This is a genomic window from Brevibacterium sp. Z349TD_9 (assembly GCF_056173565.1).
The window spans coordinates 614643-631466 of sequence record NZ_CM149680.1 but is presented as its reverse complement, the minus strand read 5'-3'; the positions used below and the strand labels follow the sequence as shown (position 1 = coordinate 631466).

Below are 16824 nucleotides of genomic sequence, written 5' to 3'. Positions count from 1 at the left end.
GATCATGAGCGAGAATCCCACCGACGACGCCGACTTCCTCACGCAGGACGACGAATTCGATGCGGAGGAGACGGAAGAGGACAACGCCGAGCCCACCGGCGTCGACCTCGACGGACTCGAAGAGACCGCGGACGCGGCCGAGGCCGACGCCGAGGATCCCGACTTCGAAGCCGACTCCGAAGAAGAGGACGAGCCCTACATCGAACCCGGCGCCGAAGGTCCCGAGGGCACCGGCATCGAAGGTGCCGACGATGCGCTCATCGACGATGCGGGTTGGGACGACGAACAGGACGCCCCCGCGCTCGACGGCGACCTCGACACCGACCCGATCACCGCCGCAGAGCAGGGCAATCGCGACGGCGACGAGATGGTCTCCTACGGCGACGACGACTCCGAGGTCGCCGAACTCAGCGGCGACGACCTCGACGTCGACGCCCTCGCTGACGACGGCGTCGAAGAGGTCGACGTCATCGACGGCATGCCCGAGACCATCGACAACGCCTACCAGGAGGACTGACCGCCTCCCCTGCGGCCGGTTCCACCGCCCTCTCCCCTCGCTCGCCGAGGTGGGAGGGCGTTCTCGTGCGCGCGTGCCGAGCGTACTCGTGCGCCCGTGCCGAGCGGTTCTGGCGTGGCCGAACGTCCGGCGTGCCCGATCGCAGCCCCCGATCGAGGCCCCGAACGCAGCCCTCGATCGCGGTCCCAAACGCAGCCCGATCTCACGAGAGTCAGCCTGCGATTTTCGATGAGCATAATGAGTTCAACCAAATTTTCGTTCGGATCAGTTTCGAAATATGTATTGACACGATTTGTGATGCGGTCTACACTAAGGGTAACGATCCACACTGACGTGGAAAGGCAGGTGAACGGCGATGAAGGATCCTTCGGACCCCCTAGGGGCCGGTTGCGGTGCCGCCGATGACGAGCCTCCCGATCCTCGCCGCCTCCGCATAGATCCTGACTCCCCTTATGCTGATGCGCTCTCCGTCTACAGCGCCTGCGATCGCGCGCAGCTGGCCGCGTGGGAGACGACCGCATCCCTCTTCCTCCACGATGTCATCGCTCACCTCGATCTCCTCAACCCCTCTCCGGAATCCCCGTACCGGCACGCATCGCTGACCGAGACCGCCCGCCGTCACGCCCGGGCACACGGCTCCGAGGCCGACTGGGTCTCCGAGGTCGATCCCGACCCGGCTCCTTCACCCGCTGCCGGGGATCCCGAAGCCGCCCCCACCTCGGCGTCTGATTTCACTGTCCCGGCACCCCTCCCTGGGTTTCCGAAGTTCCGGGAGACCCAGACCATCTACGGGTGGGTCCATTCCCTCTCCCATGCCGAGGACATCGCCGAGCTCTCGGCGATCCGCGGCTCGACGATCCCCGCGACCTACGCTCACGTCACTGCGGCGATGACCCTCGTTCACGGGCTGCCCAAGTTCTACGCTCGCTGCCTCGCCGGCGAGTTCACCATCGAGCATGCGATCGCCGCGACCCGCATGTGCCAGGACCTCCAGCTCCAGCGCCTCCCCGTCATCGACTGCTACCTCGAGGAGCGGCGAGCCGACATCACAGTCGAGACCTTCAGGAAGTCGCTGTCTCTCAAGGTCTCGATCGTCCAGCCCGAGGAAGAGCGCACCGAGGCGGCCCATGAGCGTCGTCGAGTCGGCATCACCACCTTCCCCGACGGCACCGCGTGCCTGACGCTCACCGGACCGTCAGCCGAACTTCAAGCGTGCTACCTGCGCATCGAGGCCTTCGCGAGAGCCATCCGCAACGGCAACACTGCGGCGTTCACCGACCAGATGCCCGCAGGAGCGATCATCGACGACGACCGCAGCATCGACGCCCTGATGTTCGACATCATCACCCGCACCATCCCGCAGGCTCGCATCCACATCCGCGCACACGACACCGACACCGGGCAGAACTCGAGCCGCGACATCCCTCTCGACCTGGAGAATGCCCGCACCGTCCATGACATCGCCGAGGCGATCGGCACTGCCGTCGGATCCGTCGGAATCGACCCCAGCAGCCTCGGCGGCGTCCATGTCGACGAAGGTGATCCCGTCGCCCCGACGGCCGGCAGTCTCAACGACGCACCGACAGCTGCTCCTGCCCAGGCAGCAGCCACCGATTCGTTCGGCAATGTCATTCCTGTCGACGACGCAGTACCCGTCGGCGGTGCGCCCGTAGTCGACTGCACTGGTCCCGACACGGAGAACCGGACGGTCGGAGGTGCTCGATCGACGGATGACGATGGACCGGATGGTTCCGTTCGCTCTCCGGACGCAAGGCAGGGGGAAATGACCCGGATCGAGGATTCCGATCCAGACGAACAGGGCCGATACGCGTTCTACCTGGGTCTGACGATGCCGACGACGCCGTTCTGGCTCGGCGGCCAGTCGAAGATGATCACCACGGTGCCCTTCATCTCGCTCGCCGGCCTCGCTGATCTGCCCGGCACGTTTTCCGACGGTTCGCCCATCCCGCCGGAGATGGCTCGGGCGATCGCCGGCCAATGTTCGACGTGGACGCGGATCCTCACCGATCCTGCGACCGGCACCCCGATCGATGCGAAGGCGATGTCCTATTACATTCCCGCTCAGGTGAGGCAGACGCTCGTCGCCCAATGGCAATGGTGCAGTGTGCCCGGATGCCGGCGTCGAGCAGAGACGTCGGAAGTCGACCACATCATCCCGTTCGACCACGATAATCCGGCCTCGGGAGGACTGACCGTCTTCGGCAACCTCCACCCGCTGTGCAAACTCCACCACCAGGCGAAGACCGACTGCAGATACGCGGTGCGCATGGACTGTCCCGGTGTGCTCGAATACCGGTTCGCCCACGGTGTGGAAGCGATCTTCTCTCCAGGGGACAACCCTGTCGACGTCGAGCAGGCCCGCCTCATGCAGGCCATCGTCACAGATCCGATCGACTCGGATGATGGGCAGGAACCGCCGCCGTCACCGGGCGACGAACGATTCGCCGATGAATGCCCGGAGCCCGCAGGCGGAGACGGAGCGGCCGGATGGGTCCCCGCGGAGGGCAACATCATCTACAAGAAGCCGCGGAAGAAGCGCTGGGTCTGGGATCCCGGCGGACCACCGCCGTTCTGATTCCCTTCCTCATGCGATCTGCGAAGTGATCTGCACACGTCCACGTGATCTGCACACGTCCATGTGATCCGCACGAGCAACCTAACCCGACCACGCCTCCCACAGACGGGCGTACCGACCACCCGACGCCACCAGGTCGGCATGCGTGCCCTCTTCGACGATGTGGCCATGTTCCATGACGAGAACCCGATCGGCCGTTTCGGCCTGGCTGAGACGATGAGCGACGACGAGGGCACCGCGGCCTTCAAGTGCAGCACTGGCCGACTGTTCGAGGACATGGGCTCCGGCGGACCCGGCCTCGGCAGTCGCTTCATCGAGGATCGCGAAATCAGGATCGGCGAGCACCAGCCTCGCCAGCGCCAACGACTGCTCCTGGACCGGGCTCAGCCGTGTCCCTCCGTCGCCGACCTCGGTCTCGAGCCCGTCGGGCAGCTCGAACGCCCACGTCGCACCGACTGCCCGCAGAGCCGAGGCGATCTCGTCCTCCCCGGCGCCGGGCACCGGCAGGGCGACATTGTCACGCACGGTTCCGGCGAAGGTGTGGACTTCCTGCGCGACCATCGCGATGTGCGAGCGCAGCACCGGTTCGGGAAGCGTGTCGAAGGAGACGCGGAATTCGGATGTCTCACCTGCGCCGGGATCGCCGCCCGACACGACGAGTTCGGCTCGGCCCCGCGTCGGCACCGACAAGCCGGCGGCGGTCCGCGCCAGCGTCGACTTCCCGGCTCCGGTCGTGCCGACGACGGCGACGACCTCACCGGGTTCGATGCGCAGGCTCACTCCTCTGACCACCTGATGGGCCGAGGCGGGATCCTTGTCATAGGTGAACCAGAGGTCCTCGAGCACGAGTGTCGGGCCGGGTCGGACCGAAGAGCCCGAGGAGACACTGAGGCCGTCCGCGCCACCGGCAGCACGATCGACCCCGGCCTCCCGCCTCGGCGAGGATTCGGCTTCGATGATGACACCGACCATCCGGGTCAGGGACGCACCGGCGGACTGCACCTGGTCGAAGAGGCCGACGAGCGCCCCGATCGGGTTGAACAGACGGTGGAAGACGAGCGCCGCCGTCGTCACCGCACCCGCGGTCGACTCCCCGAACCACACGAGCGCGAAACCGGCGATGAGGATGAGGGAAAGCACGACCGCCTCGGCGCGGTTGTTCCGACTGAACGCCCGGGTGAGGAAGCGGAACACGCCGATCGACAGGTCCCGCGCCTCACCGGAGGCCGCATCGATGCGGCGCAGCTCCCCCGCCTCGGCGCGAAAGGCACGCAGCGTCCCCGCTCCGGTCAACCCGCCGAGGAGGCGCCCGGCTCGCCTGCCGAACGCGGCCCTCTGCTCCCGGTAGATGGGCTCCGACCTGGGCAGATACCAGCGCAGCGTGAGCCAGTACATCGGCAGCGCGATGAGCCCGACGATCCCCAGCCGCCAGTCGATGGCGGCCATGCCGACGGCCGAGACGATGACGACGAGAAGCGATTCGACGATGATCGGCAGCACCAGCGCGGCGGCCTCGCTGATCATCCGGGAGTCGTCGGCGACTCGGGAGACGAGGTCGCCGGTGCCCGTCCGTTCGACCTTCTGCGCCTCGAGGGACAGCGCCGAATCGACGACCTCGGTGCGCAGCTCGGCGACGACGGGCATCGCGATCCGGGCGAGCGCCCATGCCCCGATCCACGTCCCCAACGCCATGACCACACCGGCGATCGCCACCGCGATCGCACTCTGCCACACCACCTCGGCGCCGGCACCGCGGGGAAGCTCGTCGACGAGGCGACCGATCGCCCACGGTCCGACGAGTCCGGCCGCCGCATTCGCGGTCCCGGCGACGACGAGGAGGACGATCAACCAGCCGCGGGCACGCAGCAGCGGACCCAGGCGGGCAAAGGCCTCGCGTCTCGTCGCGATCGGCAGGGTGGTCGGGGTCGCGGTCGCGCTCATCGGGTCACCGCCGTCCGGTAGGCGTCAACGTCGAGCAGATCCGCGTGCGCGCCCACGCGGACACGGCCGGAGGCCGGGACGAAGACGACGGTGTCGGCGGCGGCGAGGAAGGCCGGGGAGCTCGTGAACAGGAGTGTCGCGGTCGTCTCGGACGAGCGGCGCAGGCGGGTCAGTCCCGCACAGATGCGCGCCTCGGTGACGGCATCGACCGCGGTCGTCGGTTCGTCGAGGACGAGCAGCTGCGGCCCCGCGTGGAGCGCGCGGGCCAGAGCGATGCGCTGGCGCTGACCGCCCGAGAGGTTGCCGCCGAGCTCGAGGATCCGATGGTCGAGCCCGTCCTCGACGAGGTCGAGGAGTTCGTCGGTGCCCGAGGCGGTGAGCACCTCGACATCGACCTCAGCGGCGCGCTCACCGGGGAGCATGGTGATGTTCGAGCGGATCGTCCCCTCGAACAGGTCGACCGCGTGCGGGGCGACGACGATGTCCTCGGTCGTGCGCCCCCGCGCGTGGGTCACCAGCGCGGTCACCAACGCGGACGCGTGCGCGTGGTCCTCGACGACGAGGCACGTGAACGTAGCGACCGGCGCGTTGAACGCACACGTCCCCTTCTCTCCCACCGTCCAGTTCCGCACCGTCAGACCGGCCTCGCCGAGGTGGACCTCGGGTTCCGCGGGACGCTGTAGTCCTGCAGGGCGCTGTGGGTGTCGGGGACTCTGTGGGCCTGCAGGACGCTGGGGGTCCGCAGGACGCTGTACGTCTGCGGGACCCAGTTGGCCTGTGGGATGGGCCGGATCGTCGGTCGGTGTGGGGCCGGTCGCCTTGGTGGAGGTAACGGCGTTGGGGTCGCGGTCGGCCGGGTCGACGTGGGCGGGGTCGCGGTCGGCGGCAGCATCGCCGGCGCGGTCGACCTGGGCGGCACCGGCGTGGTCGATGTGGGCGGCACCGGCGCGATTCGGTGGGGTGCCGTTCTGGTCGACGTGTTCGATGTCGGTGAGGAAGCGGGAGATCCGGGCTGCGGCGCCGTGAGACTGGGCGAAAAGGCCGACGATGTCGGCGAGCGCGCGCATGGGCTCGGTGAGGAAGGCCGTCATGCCGAGGATGCCGATGAGCGCCCCTATGCTCAGCTGGCCGTCGATGAGGCGCAGCCCGGCGACGACGAGGACGATCGCGAGGACGACGGACATGACAAGCGCGCCGAGGCCGGCCAGGCGTCCGGTGCGCTCACCGGTGGCGACACCCGCCTCGGCGGCGGCATCCGAGGTGGCGCGGTAGCGTTCGGCGGCCCACCGTTCGCCGCCGAGGGCCTTGATGACGCGCAGCCCGCTCATGAGGTCGGCGGCCGAGCGGCCGGCCTGCGCGACGGCCTCGAGCTGGGCACTCGCCTTCGCCGAGACTGACCGGCCGGGCAGCGAGACGATGGCCAAGCCGATCGGGACGGCGATGAGGACGACGAGGCCGGTGACGGGATCGGCGACGAGGAGGAAGACGGCTGCCGTGATCATCCCGAGGACCGCGGCGATGCCGCGACCGAGTTGCGAGAACGACTGCGCGGCGGTGTCGGCGTCGGCCGACGCGATCGAGAGGACCTCCCCCGAGGCGCGGTCGGCGGGCAGGTTCGCCGAGGTGAGCGCCGCGTGGGTGATCTCGACCCGCAGCGCATGCGCCTCATGCTCGCGGGCGGCGTTGCACCACCGCGCGCCGAAGCGGTAGCCGTAGCTGAGGACGGTGAAGAGGAGCAGGAGACCGGCGATGGAGACGCTGAGCATCGGGATCGAGCGCGGGATGATCGCGACGTCGACGACGATGCCGATGGCCACCGGTACGAGCGCCTCGCACACCTGCCACAGCGACATCGCGATGACCCCGGGAACGAGGAGGCGGAGACGGCGGCGGGCCGCGCGTCGCAGGAGCGCCGCGCCGGAGGAGGGAGTCAGCGGCACATAGGTTACCCTAACATCTTCTGTTACACCGCCTCGGCGGGCGGCTCACCGGCGGCAGGCTCATCTGCAGACCGCAGCCATCGCGCGCTCCTACCAGCTGATGACGTGGGGGACGCTCACCTGCTTGAGGCCCTCGAGGCCGAACTCGAGGCCGTAGCCGGACTTCTTCACGCCGCCGAAGGGGACGCGGGGGTCGACCGCGCCGTGTTTGTTGATCCACGTCGAGCCCGCTTCGAGGCGTGACGCGACCTTCTTGCACTCCTCAAGGTCGGTCCCCCACACCGAGGAGCCGAGGCCGACTTCGAGCTCGTTCGCCCAGACGATCGCCTGGTTGAGATCGGAGTACCTCACGATCGGGAGCACCGGACCGAACTGCTCCTCGGCGACGAGCGCATTGTCGTTGTCGATGTCAGCCACGAGCGTCGTCGGGTAGAAGTACCCGGGCTGATCCTCATCCGGATCCCCGCCGAGGAGGATCGTCGCCCCGCCGTCCTTCGCCGCCTGGACGAGGCCAGCGACGATGTCGTACTGCTGCCGGTTCTGCAGAGGCCCGAGGACGTTCTCCTCCTCCAGCCCCACACCCATCGGCATCTGCCCGGCGACCTCGACGAGCGCCTCGCAGACCTGGTCGTAGAGCGAATCGGGGACATAGAGGCGCTTCATCGCCGCACACGTCTGACCGGTGTTGATGAAGGCACCCCAGAACAGGTCGGCGGCGATCGCCTTGGGGTCGGCGTCCTCGAGGACAATGCCCGCATCGTTGCCGCCGAGCTCGAGGGTGAGCCTGGCCAGATTGTCGGCCGCCGCACGCATGATCGACTGGCCCGTCGCCGTCGAGCCGGTGAACATCACCTTGTCGACGCCGTCGTGGTCGGTCAGCGCCGCACCCACCTTCCCGTCACCGGGGACGACGGTGAGCACATCGGCAGGGAGCACCTCGTTGACGACGGCGACGAGGGCCTGGACCGACAGCGGCGTGTACTCGGAGGGCTTGAGGACGACGGTGTTGCCCATCTTCAGCGACGGTGCGAACTGCCAGACGGAGATCATCATCGGCCAGTTCCACGGCCCCACCGCCCCGACGACGCCGACCGGTGCGTAGTGGAGCTCCGCATGGGTGCCGTCCTCGTCGACGAGGACCTCGGGCTCGAGGGCGAAGGCGGCGTTCGCGCGCAGCCACGCCGCGCACGCACCGACCTCGAAGCGGGCGTTCGGTCCGTTGAGCGGTTTGCCCTGCTCACGGGAGAGCAGCTCGGCCAGCGCCTCGGCAGACGCCTCGATGGCATCGGCCGCCTTGTTGAGGAGGTCGTTGCGCTCCTCGACGGGACGCGAGGCCCACGCCGGCTGCGCGGCGGCAGCGGCGAGAACAGCGGCGTCGATGTCGGCAGGACTGCCTTCACGGGTGCGGCCGACGACCGCGCCGGTCGCCGGATCGAAGATCTCCCGACCGGTCGGGTCGGTGACCGCGGCGAGCAGTCCGTCAAAGGTGGTGAGGTCAGCGGCCGCGCCGGAGGACTGGGAAGCGTCGGCCGGAGCAGTGGTCTCGTGGGTGGTCATGATTCTCCTTGATGTGGTGGCGGGTTGCCGCGGGTGACAGGTGGCGGGCTGCAGTGGCAGGCAGGTTGCGGTGGGAGGCGGGTTGTGGCGGCCGGCGGATTGCTGTGGGCGGCAAGTTGGGGTCAGGGGGTATGTCCTTCTCATCCCAGACTTCCACCGGAACCGATTCCTGCATAGAGGTGCGGGTCTCGGCGGCGCAGGGTGAGCGCCCACAGGGTGCCGGCGAGGCCGGGGACGAGGACGATCGCCGGCAGCAGCCACGAGAGCACGGTCGGCTCGCGCGCCCCGATGAGGACGTCGAAGTTGGCAACGATGGCGACGAAGAGGGCGAAGAGTCCGAGCGCGGCGATGCCGGGCGCGATGATCCGCGTCCACGTCGAGTACTCGTCCCTGCGGGTGCGGAGGAAGCCGATGACCGCGAGCGCCGTCAGTCCCATGAGGAGGACGAGTCCGAACGCCCCCATGTTCGTCAGCCACGTGAAGAGCGTGACGACGGGGAAGAGCGGATCCGTGCTCCCGATTCCGGCGATCGCGAAGACGAGGAGGACGACGAGGGCGAGTCCCGACTGCGTGAGCGAGCCGGCGACCGGCGCACCCGAGCGCCGCGAGGTACGGGCGAGGAAGGTCGGGAGCACCCGGTCCCGGCCGAGTGCGAAGAAGTACCGGGCGACGATGTTGTGGAAGGCGACGAGGGCCGCGAGCAGCGAGGTGAGGAAGAGGAGGTTCGCGAGGTCGACGAACCAGACCGGCGCATGGTCGGCGAGGAAGGCGAACATGAGGTCGGGACCGAGCTCCTGCGACTGCCCGATGACCTGAGAAGGCCCGACGCCGACGACCATCGCCCACGCCGAGAGCGCATAGAACCCGGCGATGAGGCTGACGGCGATGATCGTCGCCCGCCCCGCCGTCCGCGTCGGATCCTTGACCTCCTCGTTGTAGATCGCCCCCGATTCGAAGCCCATGAACGCCGCGATCGAGAAGGCGAGCGCCGCCCCGATCCCGGGAGCGAAGAGCTGATCGGGCAGCAGTCCGTCGGCGGTGACGCCCTCGGGGCTCTGGACGAGTCCGATGAGGTCGAAGACGATGACGACGAGGAACTCTGCGGTGACGATGGCCCCGAGGACCTTCGCGGAGAAGTCGACCCGGGCGATGCCCATGAGCCCGACGACCGCCCACGCGATGAGCGCGCACACCGCCCACGGCACCGTGAGCCCGAAGAGCGCATCGAGGATCGAGGAGAGGACGAAGCCGAACATCCCGACGATCCCGATCTGCATCGCGTTGTAGGCCACGAGCGCGGTGAGCGCGGCCCCGACGCCCGCCGGCTTCCCGAGCCCCTTCGCGATGTAGGCGAAGAACGCCCCCGCGTTGTGGACGTGCCTGCTCATCGCGGCATCCCCGATCGCGAAGAGGATGAGGACGACGCCGAGGACGAGGAACGACAGCGGGATCCCGAGCAGCCCCGTGACCGCGAAGTTGCTCGGCACTCCCCCGGCGACGACGGTCAGCGGCGCCGAGGCGGCGATGATCATGAAGACGAGGGAGGCGGTCCCGATCCGTCGCCCTTCCAGGCTCGCCGAGGTGGGGGTCGTTTCCGTACGCTGCCCCATATCTGCGCTCATGTGATCCCCCTGACAGACGACGATGTCCCAGCCAGGATGCCCCAGGCCCGTCCCCGGCGTCTTGGCTTTGGGAGCAGATCCCTTGACCGTGAGCGCAGGGCTCAGCCGACGACTCAGTGCGCCGCAGCCCCGCCGAGCGCGGTCCGCCGGTAGAGCGCGGGTGGTTCGCCGACGACCCGGCGGAAGAGGCGGGAGAAGTGCGCGGGATCGCTCAGGCCCCACCTGGCCCCGATCGCGGCGACCGGCACATGCGCGAGCAGGGGGTCGGCGAGGTCGGTGCGGCACCGTTCGATCCGGCGTCGGCGGATCTCGCCGGCCACACTCTGACCGCCCTCGAAGAGCTGGTGGAGAGCGCGGACCGACATGAAGTGCGCGGCCGCGATCGACCCCGGACTCAGCTGCGGATCGGCCAGGTGCGCGTCGATGTGGGCGATGACCTCAGCCCACAGTCGCGATCGCTCATCCGCTGCCTCGGCGCCGGTGTCGAGCTCATCGGCCATGACCGTCGTGAGCAGGTCGACGACATTGCCGGCCAACCGCACCCCGACCGACCGGGTCAGCGTCGGCAGCATCGCCCCGGCCCGGGCGATGACCCCGGTGACGACCTCGCCGAGGTCGTGGTCGGCTCCGATCGGGGTCGCCGTGAGCTGGGCGACGGTGTCGGCGGGGAGGGTGACCCGGGCCTGCGGGAACATCATGACGTAGGAGGAGAAGTCCGCGTCGAAGCTGAGCGTGTACGGCCGGGAGGTGTCGTAGATCGCGAGCGTGCCCGGCGCGAGCGCGACCTCGCGACCGTCCTGGATGAGGAGCCCGTGCCCGCTGAGCTGGAGGGACACCTTGTAGTAGTCACGGTCTCCGCGCCCGATGAGCTCCGGGGTGCGGAGCACCGCGTGCGGGTCGGCGGCGATGTGGGACATGACGACGGCATCGTAGTCGCGGGCGCTGATCCTGCCCGTGAAGCCGCCTCGACGCTGGGGTTCGGTCTCGAGCGGGACGAAGGAGTCCGAGACGAGGCTGCGCCACTCGTCGAAGTCCGCGGCCGTGCCGTCCAGAAGCATCATCGCTCTCCTCAGCTCATTCGCCGACGTCGGTGTCGGCGCTCATCCCAGTCTGCATCCGGGAGATGAGGTAGTCGAGCTGGGCCCGCATCCCGGTGAAGTCGAAGCCCTCCCCGCCGACGATCGCCGTCGTCTGCGCCCCGAGGAGGTAGGTGAGGAACGTGTCGGCTTCGGTCTCGACGATGACCGCGGCGCTGATCTGCCCGTCCGCCGCCGCCTCGGCCAGCCACCCGCGGATCCATCCGCGCCACCTCGCCATCGTCGCGCTCACCGCGCGGGCATGGTCGGGGTCCTGGGCCACCTCGGCGAGGAAGGAGAGGACGACGCGGGCCTCGTCATGGAGAGCCGGCGTCGTGGGCACGACCTCGGCGGCGAATCCGCGCAGGGCGGCCATCCCCCTCAGCCCCTCGGTCGCCAGCGCCACCCGGGCGTTCGTCGCCTCGTAGACGTCGACATAGGTCGCGGCGAGGAGATCGGCCTTCGACCCGAAGTAGGACTTGACGACGCCGTTGGCGAAGCCGGCCTCGGCGGCGATGTCGCGCATCGTCGTGCCCGAAAGCCCCTGCCGGACGATGATCCGCGTCGTCGCCTCGACGAGGTCGCGACGGCGCTGGGCATAGTCGACGATCTTGGGCATCTGTCCTCCGCGGTCTTGACTTTATTCTCTACGCATGTAGATTTTAGCGTGATCCGGCTCACGCCGACAACAGAAGCGAAGGTGCCTCATGTCCGCTCACACCCCATCCCCGACGACGGACGTCCGCGCGACCGCGGATGTCCGCACGACCCCGTTCTCCCTGGCCACCGAGGCTGAGATCACGACCGTCACCGAGGTGCTCCGCGACGCCGGCCTCTTCCCCGCCTCGGCGCGCATGGCCTACCTCGGCCTCCTCGATCCCGTCCGTGGCGAGCCCCGGACGACGACGAACGTCGACCGCCGCTTCCGCACCTTCGTCCTCGACAAGACCGCCGGCACCGCCCGGGACATCGTCGTCTCCGCCACCCATGGCACCGTCGAATCCGTCACCGAGGTGGACTCTTCGCTCGCCGGCGAGTTCCCCGTCATGGAGGAGGAGTTCGCCGTCGTCGAGGAGGTCCTCGCCGCCGATCCCGCCTGGCAGGAGGCGATCGCGAAGCGGGAGATCCCGCTCGACGAGGTCCGTGTCGCCCCGCTCTCGGCCGGGGTCTTCGAGTACCCAGAGGAGCAGGGCCGGCGGATCCTCCGCGGCCTCGCCTTCCACCAGCAGCACGCGAGCGACAGTGCGTGGGCACACCCGCTCGACGGCCTCGTCGCCTACGTCGACGTCACCCACCGCACCGTCGACCAAGTCATCGACCTAGGCGTCATGCCGGTGCCCGCCGAGCACGGCAACTACACCGACCCTGCGCTCACGGGCCCGCTGCGCACGAGCCAGAAGCCGATCGAGATCACCCAGCCCGAGGGCCCGAGCTTCACCGTCACCGACGGCAACCACATCGAGTGGGAGAAATGGTCCTTCGACGTCGGCTTCGACATGCGCGAGGGCCTCATCCTCCACAACATCGCCTTCGCCGACGGTGACGAGACGAGGATGATCCTCGACCGGGCGGCGATCGCGGAGATGGTCGTCCCCTACGGCGACCCCTCCCCCGTGCGGTCGTGGCAGAACTACTTCGACACCGGCGAGTACCTCGTCGGACAGTGGGCGAACTCGCTCGAACTCGGATGCGACTGCCTCGGCGACATCACCTACCTCTCCCCGTGGGTCGTCAACAACCTCGGCGAGCCCCGGCAGATCCGCAACGGCATCTGCATGCACGAGGAGGACGCGGGCGTCCTCACCAAGCACACCGACCTGTGGTCGGGGGTCGCCTACACCCGGCGCAACCGCCGCTTCGTCGTTTCGTTCTTCACGACGGTGGGCAACTACGACTACGGGTTCTACTGGTACCTCTACCTCGACGGGACGATCGAGTTCGAGGCGAAGGCGACAGGCATCGTTTTCACCTCGGCACTGCCTGAGGGGTCGAGCGACTTCGCCTCGGAGATCGCGCCCGGCCTCGGTGCCCCCTTCCACCAGCACCTCTTCGGCGCCCGGCTCGACTTCGCCCTCGACGGCGGCGGCTGCCGCGTCGAGGAGGAGGACGTCGTCAGACTTCCCTTCTCGGAGACGAACCCGCGCGGCAACGCTTTCACCCGCAGACGCACCCTGCTGCCCACCGAGCTCGCGGCCCAGCGCGACGCCGACCAGTCGGTCGCCCGGACCTGGGTGGTGTCGAACCCGGAGTCGATCAACCGCCTCGGCGAACCGGTGGCGTACAAACTCCACCCGACCGGACTGCCGACGATGCTCGCCGCGGAGGACTCCTCGGTGAACCGGCGGGCGACGTTCGCGTCGAAGGCGCTGTGGGTGAGCCAGTACGCCGTCGACGAGCGGTACCCGACCGGGGACTTCCCCAACCAGCACGCCGGCCACGGCGGTCTGCCGACGTGGACGCAGGCGGACCGCGACATCGACGGTGAGGACATCGTCGTCTGGCATACCTTCGGCCTCACGCACTTCCCGCGCATCGAGGACTGGCCGATCATGCCCGTCGACACCGTCGGATTCACGCTGCGGCCCGAGGGATTCTTCGACCGCTCGCCCGTCCTCGACGTTCCCGCGCCTGAGTCCGGAGGACACTGCTGTCAGGGGTGAGCGCTGTCTGGGGTGAGCACTCGCTAGGATGAGGCTCGACCGACCCGTTGCCTCACCGCGGAGGAGAAGCGTTGACCGACACGGACGGACGCCGCGGTTCGTCTGCGCGCATCATCGTCATCGCCCAGTGCTTCGGCACGTCGCTGTGGTTCAGCCCGAGCGGGGCGGCCGCGGGCCTTGCCGACTGGCTCGACGCCACCGCGGCGCAGTTCGGGTGGATCGTCGCCGCGACCCAGATCGGCTTCATCGTCGGCACCCTCGTGAGCGCGACGACCGGGCTCGCCGACCGCTTCCCGCCCGAGCGGATCTTCATCGTCTCGAGCCTGCTTGGGGCCGCGCTCAACCTCGCGTGGACGCTCTTCGCGCCGAACCTCGTGCTCGTGTGGCTCGCCCGGTTCGCCGTCGGAGTGTGTCTGGCCGGCGTCTACCCCATGGGCATGACAATGATCGTCAAGCGATCGCCTCAGCGCTCGGCGCAGGCGCTGAGCTGGCTCGTCGGGATGCTCGTGCTCGGCACGGCGATGCCGCAGCTGCTCGCGACCGTGGGCGCTGCGCTGCCGTGGCAGTCGATCATGTGGGGGTCGACGGGCCTCGCCGTCGTCGGGGCGGTGCTCATCGCGGCGATCGCCGGAACCGGAACCCCCGCCGAGGCGACGGCTGCGTCCCCATCATCGAGCCGGCCCGCACGGGGCGCGGGGGCGGGCTCGGCACTGCGCCGGCTCTTCGCCGACCGGAAGTACCGGGCGGCGGTGTTCGGCTACGTCGGGCACATGTGGGAGCTCTACGCCTTCTGGGCCGTCGTGCCCGTGCTGGCGCTGGGTGTTCTCGCGCGCAGCGCCGATGTCACCGGCATCGCGGCGGCGAGCTTCGCGGTCATCGCCGTCGGCACGCTCGGGTGCGTCCTCGGCGGAATGGCGAGCCGGCGCCTCGGCAGCGCCCGCGTCGCGGCCACCGCTCTCGCGGGGTCGGGCCTCATGTGCCTGCTCTTCCCTCTTCTGCCCGACGCACCGGTTCTCCTGCTCGTCGCCCTCGTCCTCTGGGGATTCTTCGTCGTCGCCGATTCCCCGCAGTTCTCCGAGCTCGCCTCACGGTTCGCCCCCGACGATCTCACCGGCACCGGGCTCACGGCGATGAATGCGATCGGCTTCGCCGTCAGCGTCGGAAGCATCGTCCTCCTCCAGAGCGTGCTCACAGCCCTCGGCCCGATGGCCCTGTGGCTCCTCCTGCCCGGGCCTGTGCTCGGTCTCCTCGCGATGCGTCCGCTGCTGGTGCGGCAGAGGTGAGCAGTCGAGCGGTCAGAGGGATACCCCGAAGACCAGGGGCACCAGGGTGTACATGACGACCATGATGAGCGCCAGTGAGATGAGGTTCAGCCACAGTCCGGCCCGCATCATCTGCTTGATCGTGATCTCGCCCGACCCGAATGCCACGGCGTTCGATGGCGTCGCAACAGGGAGCATGTAGGCAGAGCAGACTGCCAGGGTGACGGCGACCGTCATGAACAGCGGATCGATGCCCACACCAACAGCGACCGCACCGAAGATCGGGAGGAAGGCGGCTGCTGTGGCGGTGTTCGACGTGAGCTCCGTCAGCCCGAGACCCACGACGATGACGGCGACGATGATCAGCCACGGAGGAAGATCCGTGAGTCCGGAGACCTGCTCACCGACCCATTCGGAGAATCCTGTGGCAGTGAACATCGCCGACAGTGAGAGCCCACCACCGAAGAGAAGGAGAAGACCCCACGGCACCTCCTTCGAGTCCGACCAGTGCAGGAGTGCACCCCGGCGGGAAGATTCGCCGCGACGGCCGGCCGGAACAACGAAACAGGCGATCGCAGCTGCGACGGCGATCTGTGAGTCGTCGACAGAACCGAGGACGGCTGCATTCTCGGCGACCCACGGAATCTGCGCGATGAACGGCACGACGACCCAGAAGAAGATCGCGACGAGGAAGATCACAGCGACACGGCGTTCCGAGGTCGACATTCGGCCGAGCTTCGCCAACTCATTGCGAATGAGATCGTCCCCTCCGGGCAGCCGATCGACTTCCGGACGATAGACGATCTTGGTGAGCACCACCCACGCGATCACGAGCATGACCACAGCCCACGGAACATCGATGAGCATCCATGTGCCGAAGCCGATGTCGAATCCGTAGGCCTCGTTGAGGTACCCCTTCATCAGTGCCATCGGCGGCTGACCGATGAGCGTCGCCGTCGAGCCGATGGTCACGCCATAGGCGACGCCGAGCAGCAGCGAGGCGGCGAACCTGCGACCGGCCGCCTTCTCGTCGATCGATCGCACGAGGTTGAGGATCGAGACGGCGATCGGCACCATGATGACGGCAGTCGCCGTATTCGACACCCATGCGGAGACGAAGGCCGAGGCGATCATCAGGCCCAGTACGATCTGCGACGGTTTGGTTCCGACGACCCGGATGGTCAGCAGTGCGACGCGGAGGTGCAGACCCGACTTCTCTGTCGCCAAACCGAGAATCACGCCGCCGAGCACCAGGAAGATCACCGGGTCCGCGTACGGGGCAGCGACCTCCTTCATCTCCGCCATACCGAAGAGCGGGAACAGGACAAGGGGCAGCAGCGAGGTCACGGGAATGGGAGCAGCCTCCGTCATCCACCACAGCGCCATCCACAGCGCGCAGGCGGCAACCGCCCGTCCTTCGAACGACAGCGACTCGGGAAGCACAAGTGCGAGCAACAACCCGGCTGCCGGTCCCAGAGCGAGGAGCCACCATCGATGTGTCGGCGCGGCATCCGGTGAGTCAGGACTGTCGCCCGACACCGCCGTGCCGACCTCTGCCGATTCATGCGCCTTTGCGTCGGTCATGGTCTCTCCCTGGTCATTCTCTGCATCGATCCACCTCGCGCATGCGGGGTGATCCCAATCACTGTAGAG

At 68.4% G+C, this 16824-nt stretch carries 11 protein-coding genes; 4 read left to right on the top strand and 7 right to left on the bottom strand.

All coding sequences use genetic code 11. From position 1 onward, the window contains the following. Positions 1-4 precede the first annotated feature (4 nt). Both AC0VYB_RS02695 and AC0VYB_RS02690 read left to right on the top strand, forming a co-directional pair. Positions 5-517: a hypothetical protein gene (locus AC0VYB_RS02695; RefSeq protein ID WP_009377676.1), complete on the top strand. Its 513-nt coding sequence runs from the start codon at positions 5-7 to the stop codon at positions 515-517. Positions 518-872: 355 nt separating this feature from the next. Next, entirely contained in the window at positions 873-3113 is a 2241-nt protein-coding gene (locus tag AC0VYB_RS02690) for an HNH endonuclease signature motif containing protein (protein ID WP_009377674.1), read from the top strand. An 81-nt stretch (positions 3114-3194) separates the two neighbouring features. On the opposite strand, the gene AC0VYB_RS02685 is transcribed toward AC0VYB_RS02690, so the two are convergent. The 6 genes from AC0VYB_RS02685 to AC0VYB_RS02660 form a co-directional block, all read right to left on the bottom strand. Beyond that, positions 3195-5054: an ABC transporter ATP-binding protein gene (locus tag AC0VYB_RS02685; RefSeq protein WP_009377673.1), complete on the bottom strand. Its 1860-nt coding sequence runs from the start codon at positions 5052-5054 to the stop codon at positions 3195-3197. Then, positions 5051-6994, bottom strand: coding sequence for an ABC transporter transmembrane domain-containing protein (locus AC0VYB_RS02680; RefSeq protein WP_009377672.1), 1944 nt, complete (start codon positions 6992-6994; stop codon positions 5051-5053). The genes AC0VYB_RS02685 and AC0VYB_RS02680 overlap by 4 nt, the downstream gene beginning before the upstream one ends. 90 nt (positions 6995-7084) lie before the next feature. Next, complete coding sequence (locus tag AC0VYB_RS02675) at positions 7085-8551, bottom strand: aldehyde dehydrogenase family protein (protein ID WP_259821168.1); 1467 nt, start codon at positions 8549-8551, stop codon at positions 7085-7087. 140 nt (positions 8552-8691) lie between these two features. Beyond that, complete coding sequence (locus AC0VYB_RS02670; protein ID WP_475385028.1) at positions 8692-10173, bottom strand: APC family permease; 1482 nt, start codon at positions 10171-10173, stop codon at positions 8692-8694. A 113-nt stretch (positions 10174-10286) separates the two neighbouring features. Then, positions 10287-11234, bottom strand: a complete 948-nt coding sequence (locus AC0VYB_RS02665) for an AraC-like ligand-binding domain-containing protein (protein ID WP_259788219.1) — start codon at positions 11232-11234, stop codon at positions 10287-10289. A gap of 13 nt (positions 11235-11247) precedes the next feature. Continuing rightward, entirely contained in the window at positions 11248-11868 is a 621-nt protein-coding gene (locus AC0VYB_RS02660; protein ID WP_095376158.1) for a TetR/AcrR family transcriptional regulator, read from the bottom strand. An 88-nt stretch (positions 11869-11956) separates the two neighbouring features. Here AC0VYB_RS02660 and AC0VYB_RS02655 point away from each other — a divergent pair, with 88 nt between their 5' ends. Beyond that, entirely contained in the window at positions 11957-13909 is a 1953-nt protein-coding gene (locus AC0VYB_RS02655) for a primary-amine oxidase (RefSeq protein ID WP_167560164.1), read from the top strand. A gap of 71 nt (positions 13910-13980) precedes the next feature. Then, on the top strand, positions 13981-15192 hold the full coding sequence (locus AC0VYB_RS02650) for an MFS transporter (RefSeq protein ID WP_167560166.1): 1212 nt from the start codon (positions 13981-13983) through the stop codon (positions 15190-15192). Positions 15193-15204: 12 nt separating this feature from the next. Here the strand turns inward: AC0VYB_RS02650 and AC0VYB_RS02645 are convergent, their stop codons facing one another. Continuing rightward, positions 15205-16755, bottom strand: coding sequence for an SLC13 family permease (locus AC0VYB_RS02645; RefSeq protein ID WP_167560170.1), 1551 nt, complete (start codon positions 16753-16755; stop codon positions 15205-15207). Between the last annotated feature and the right edge of the window lie 69 nt (positions 16756-16824).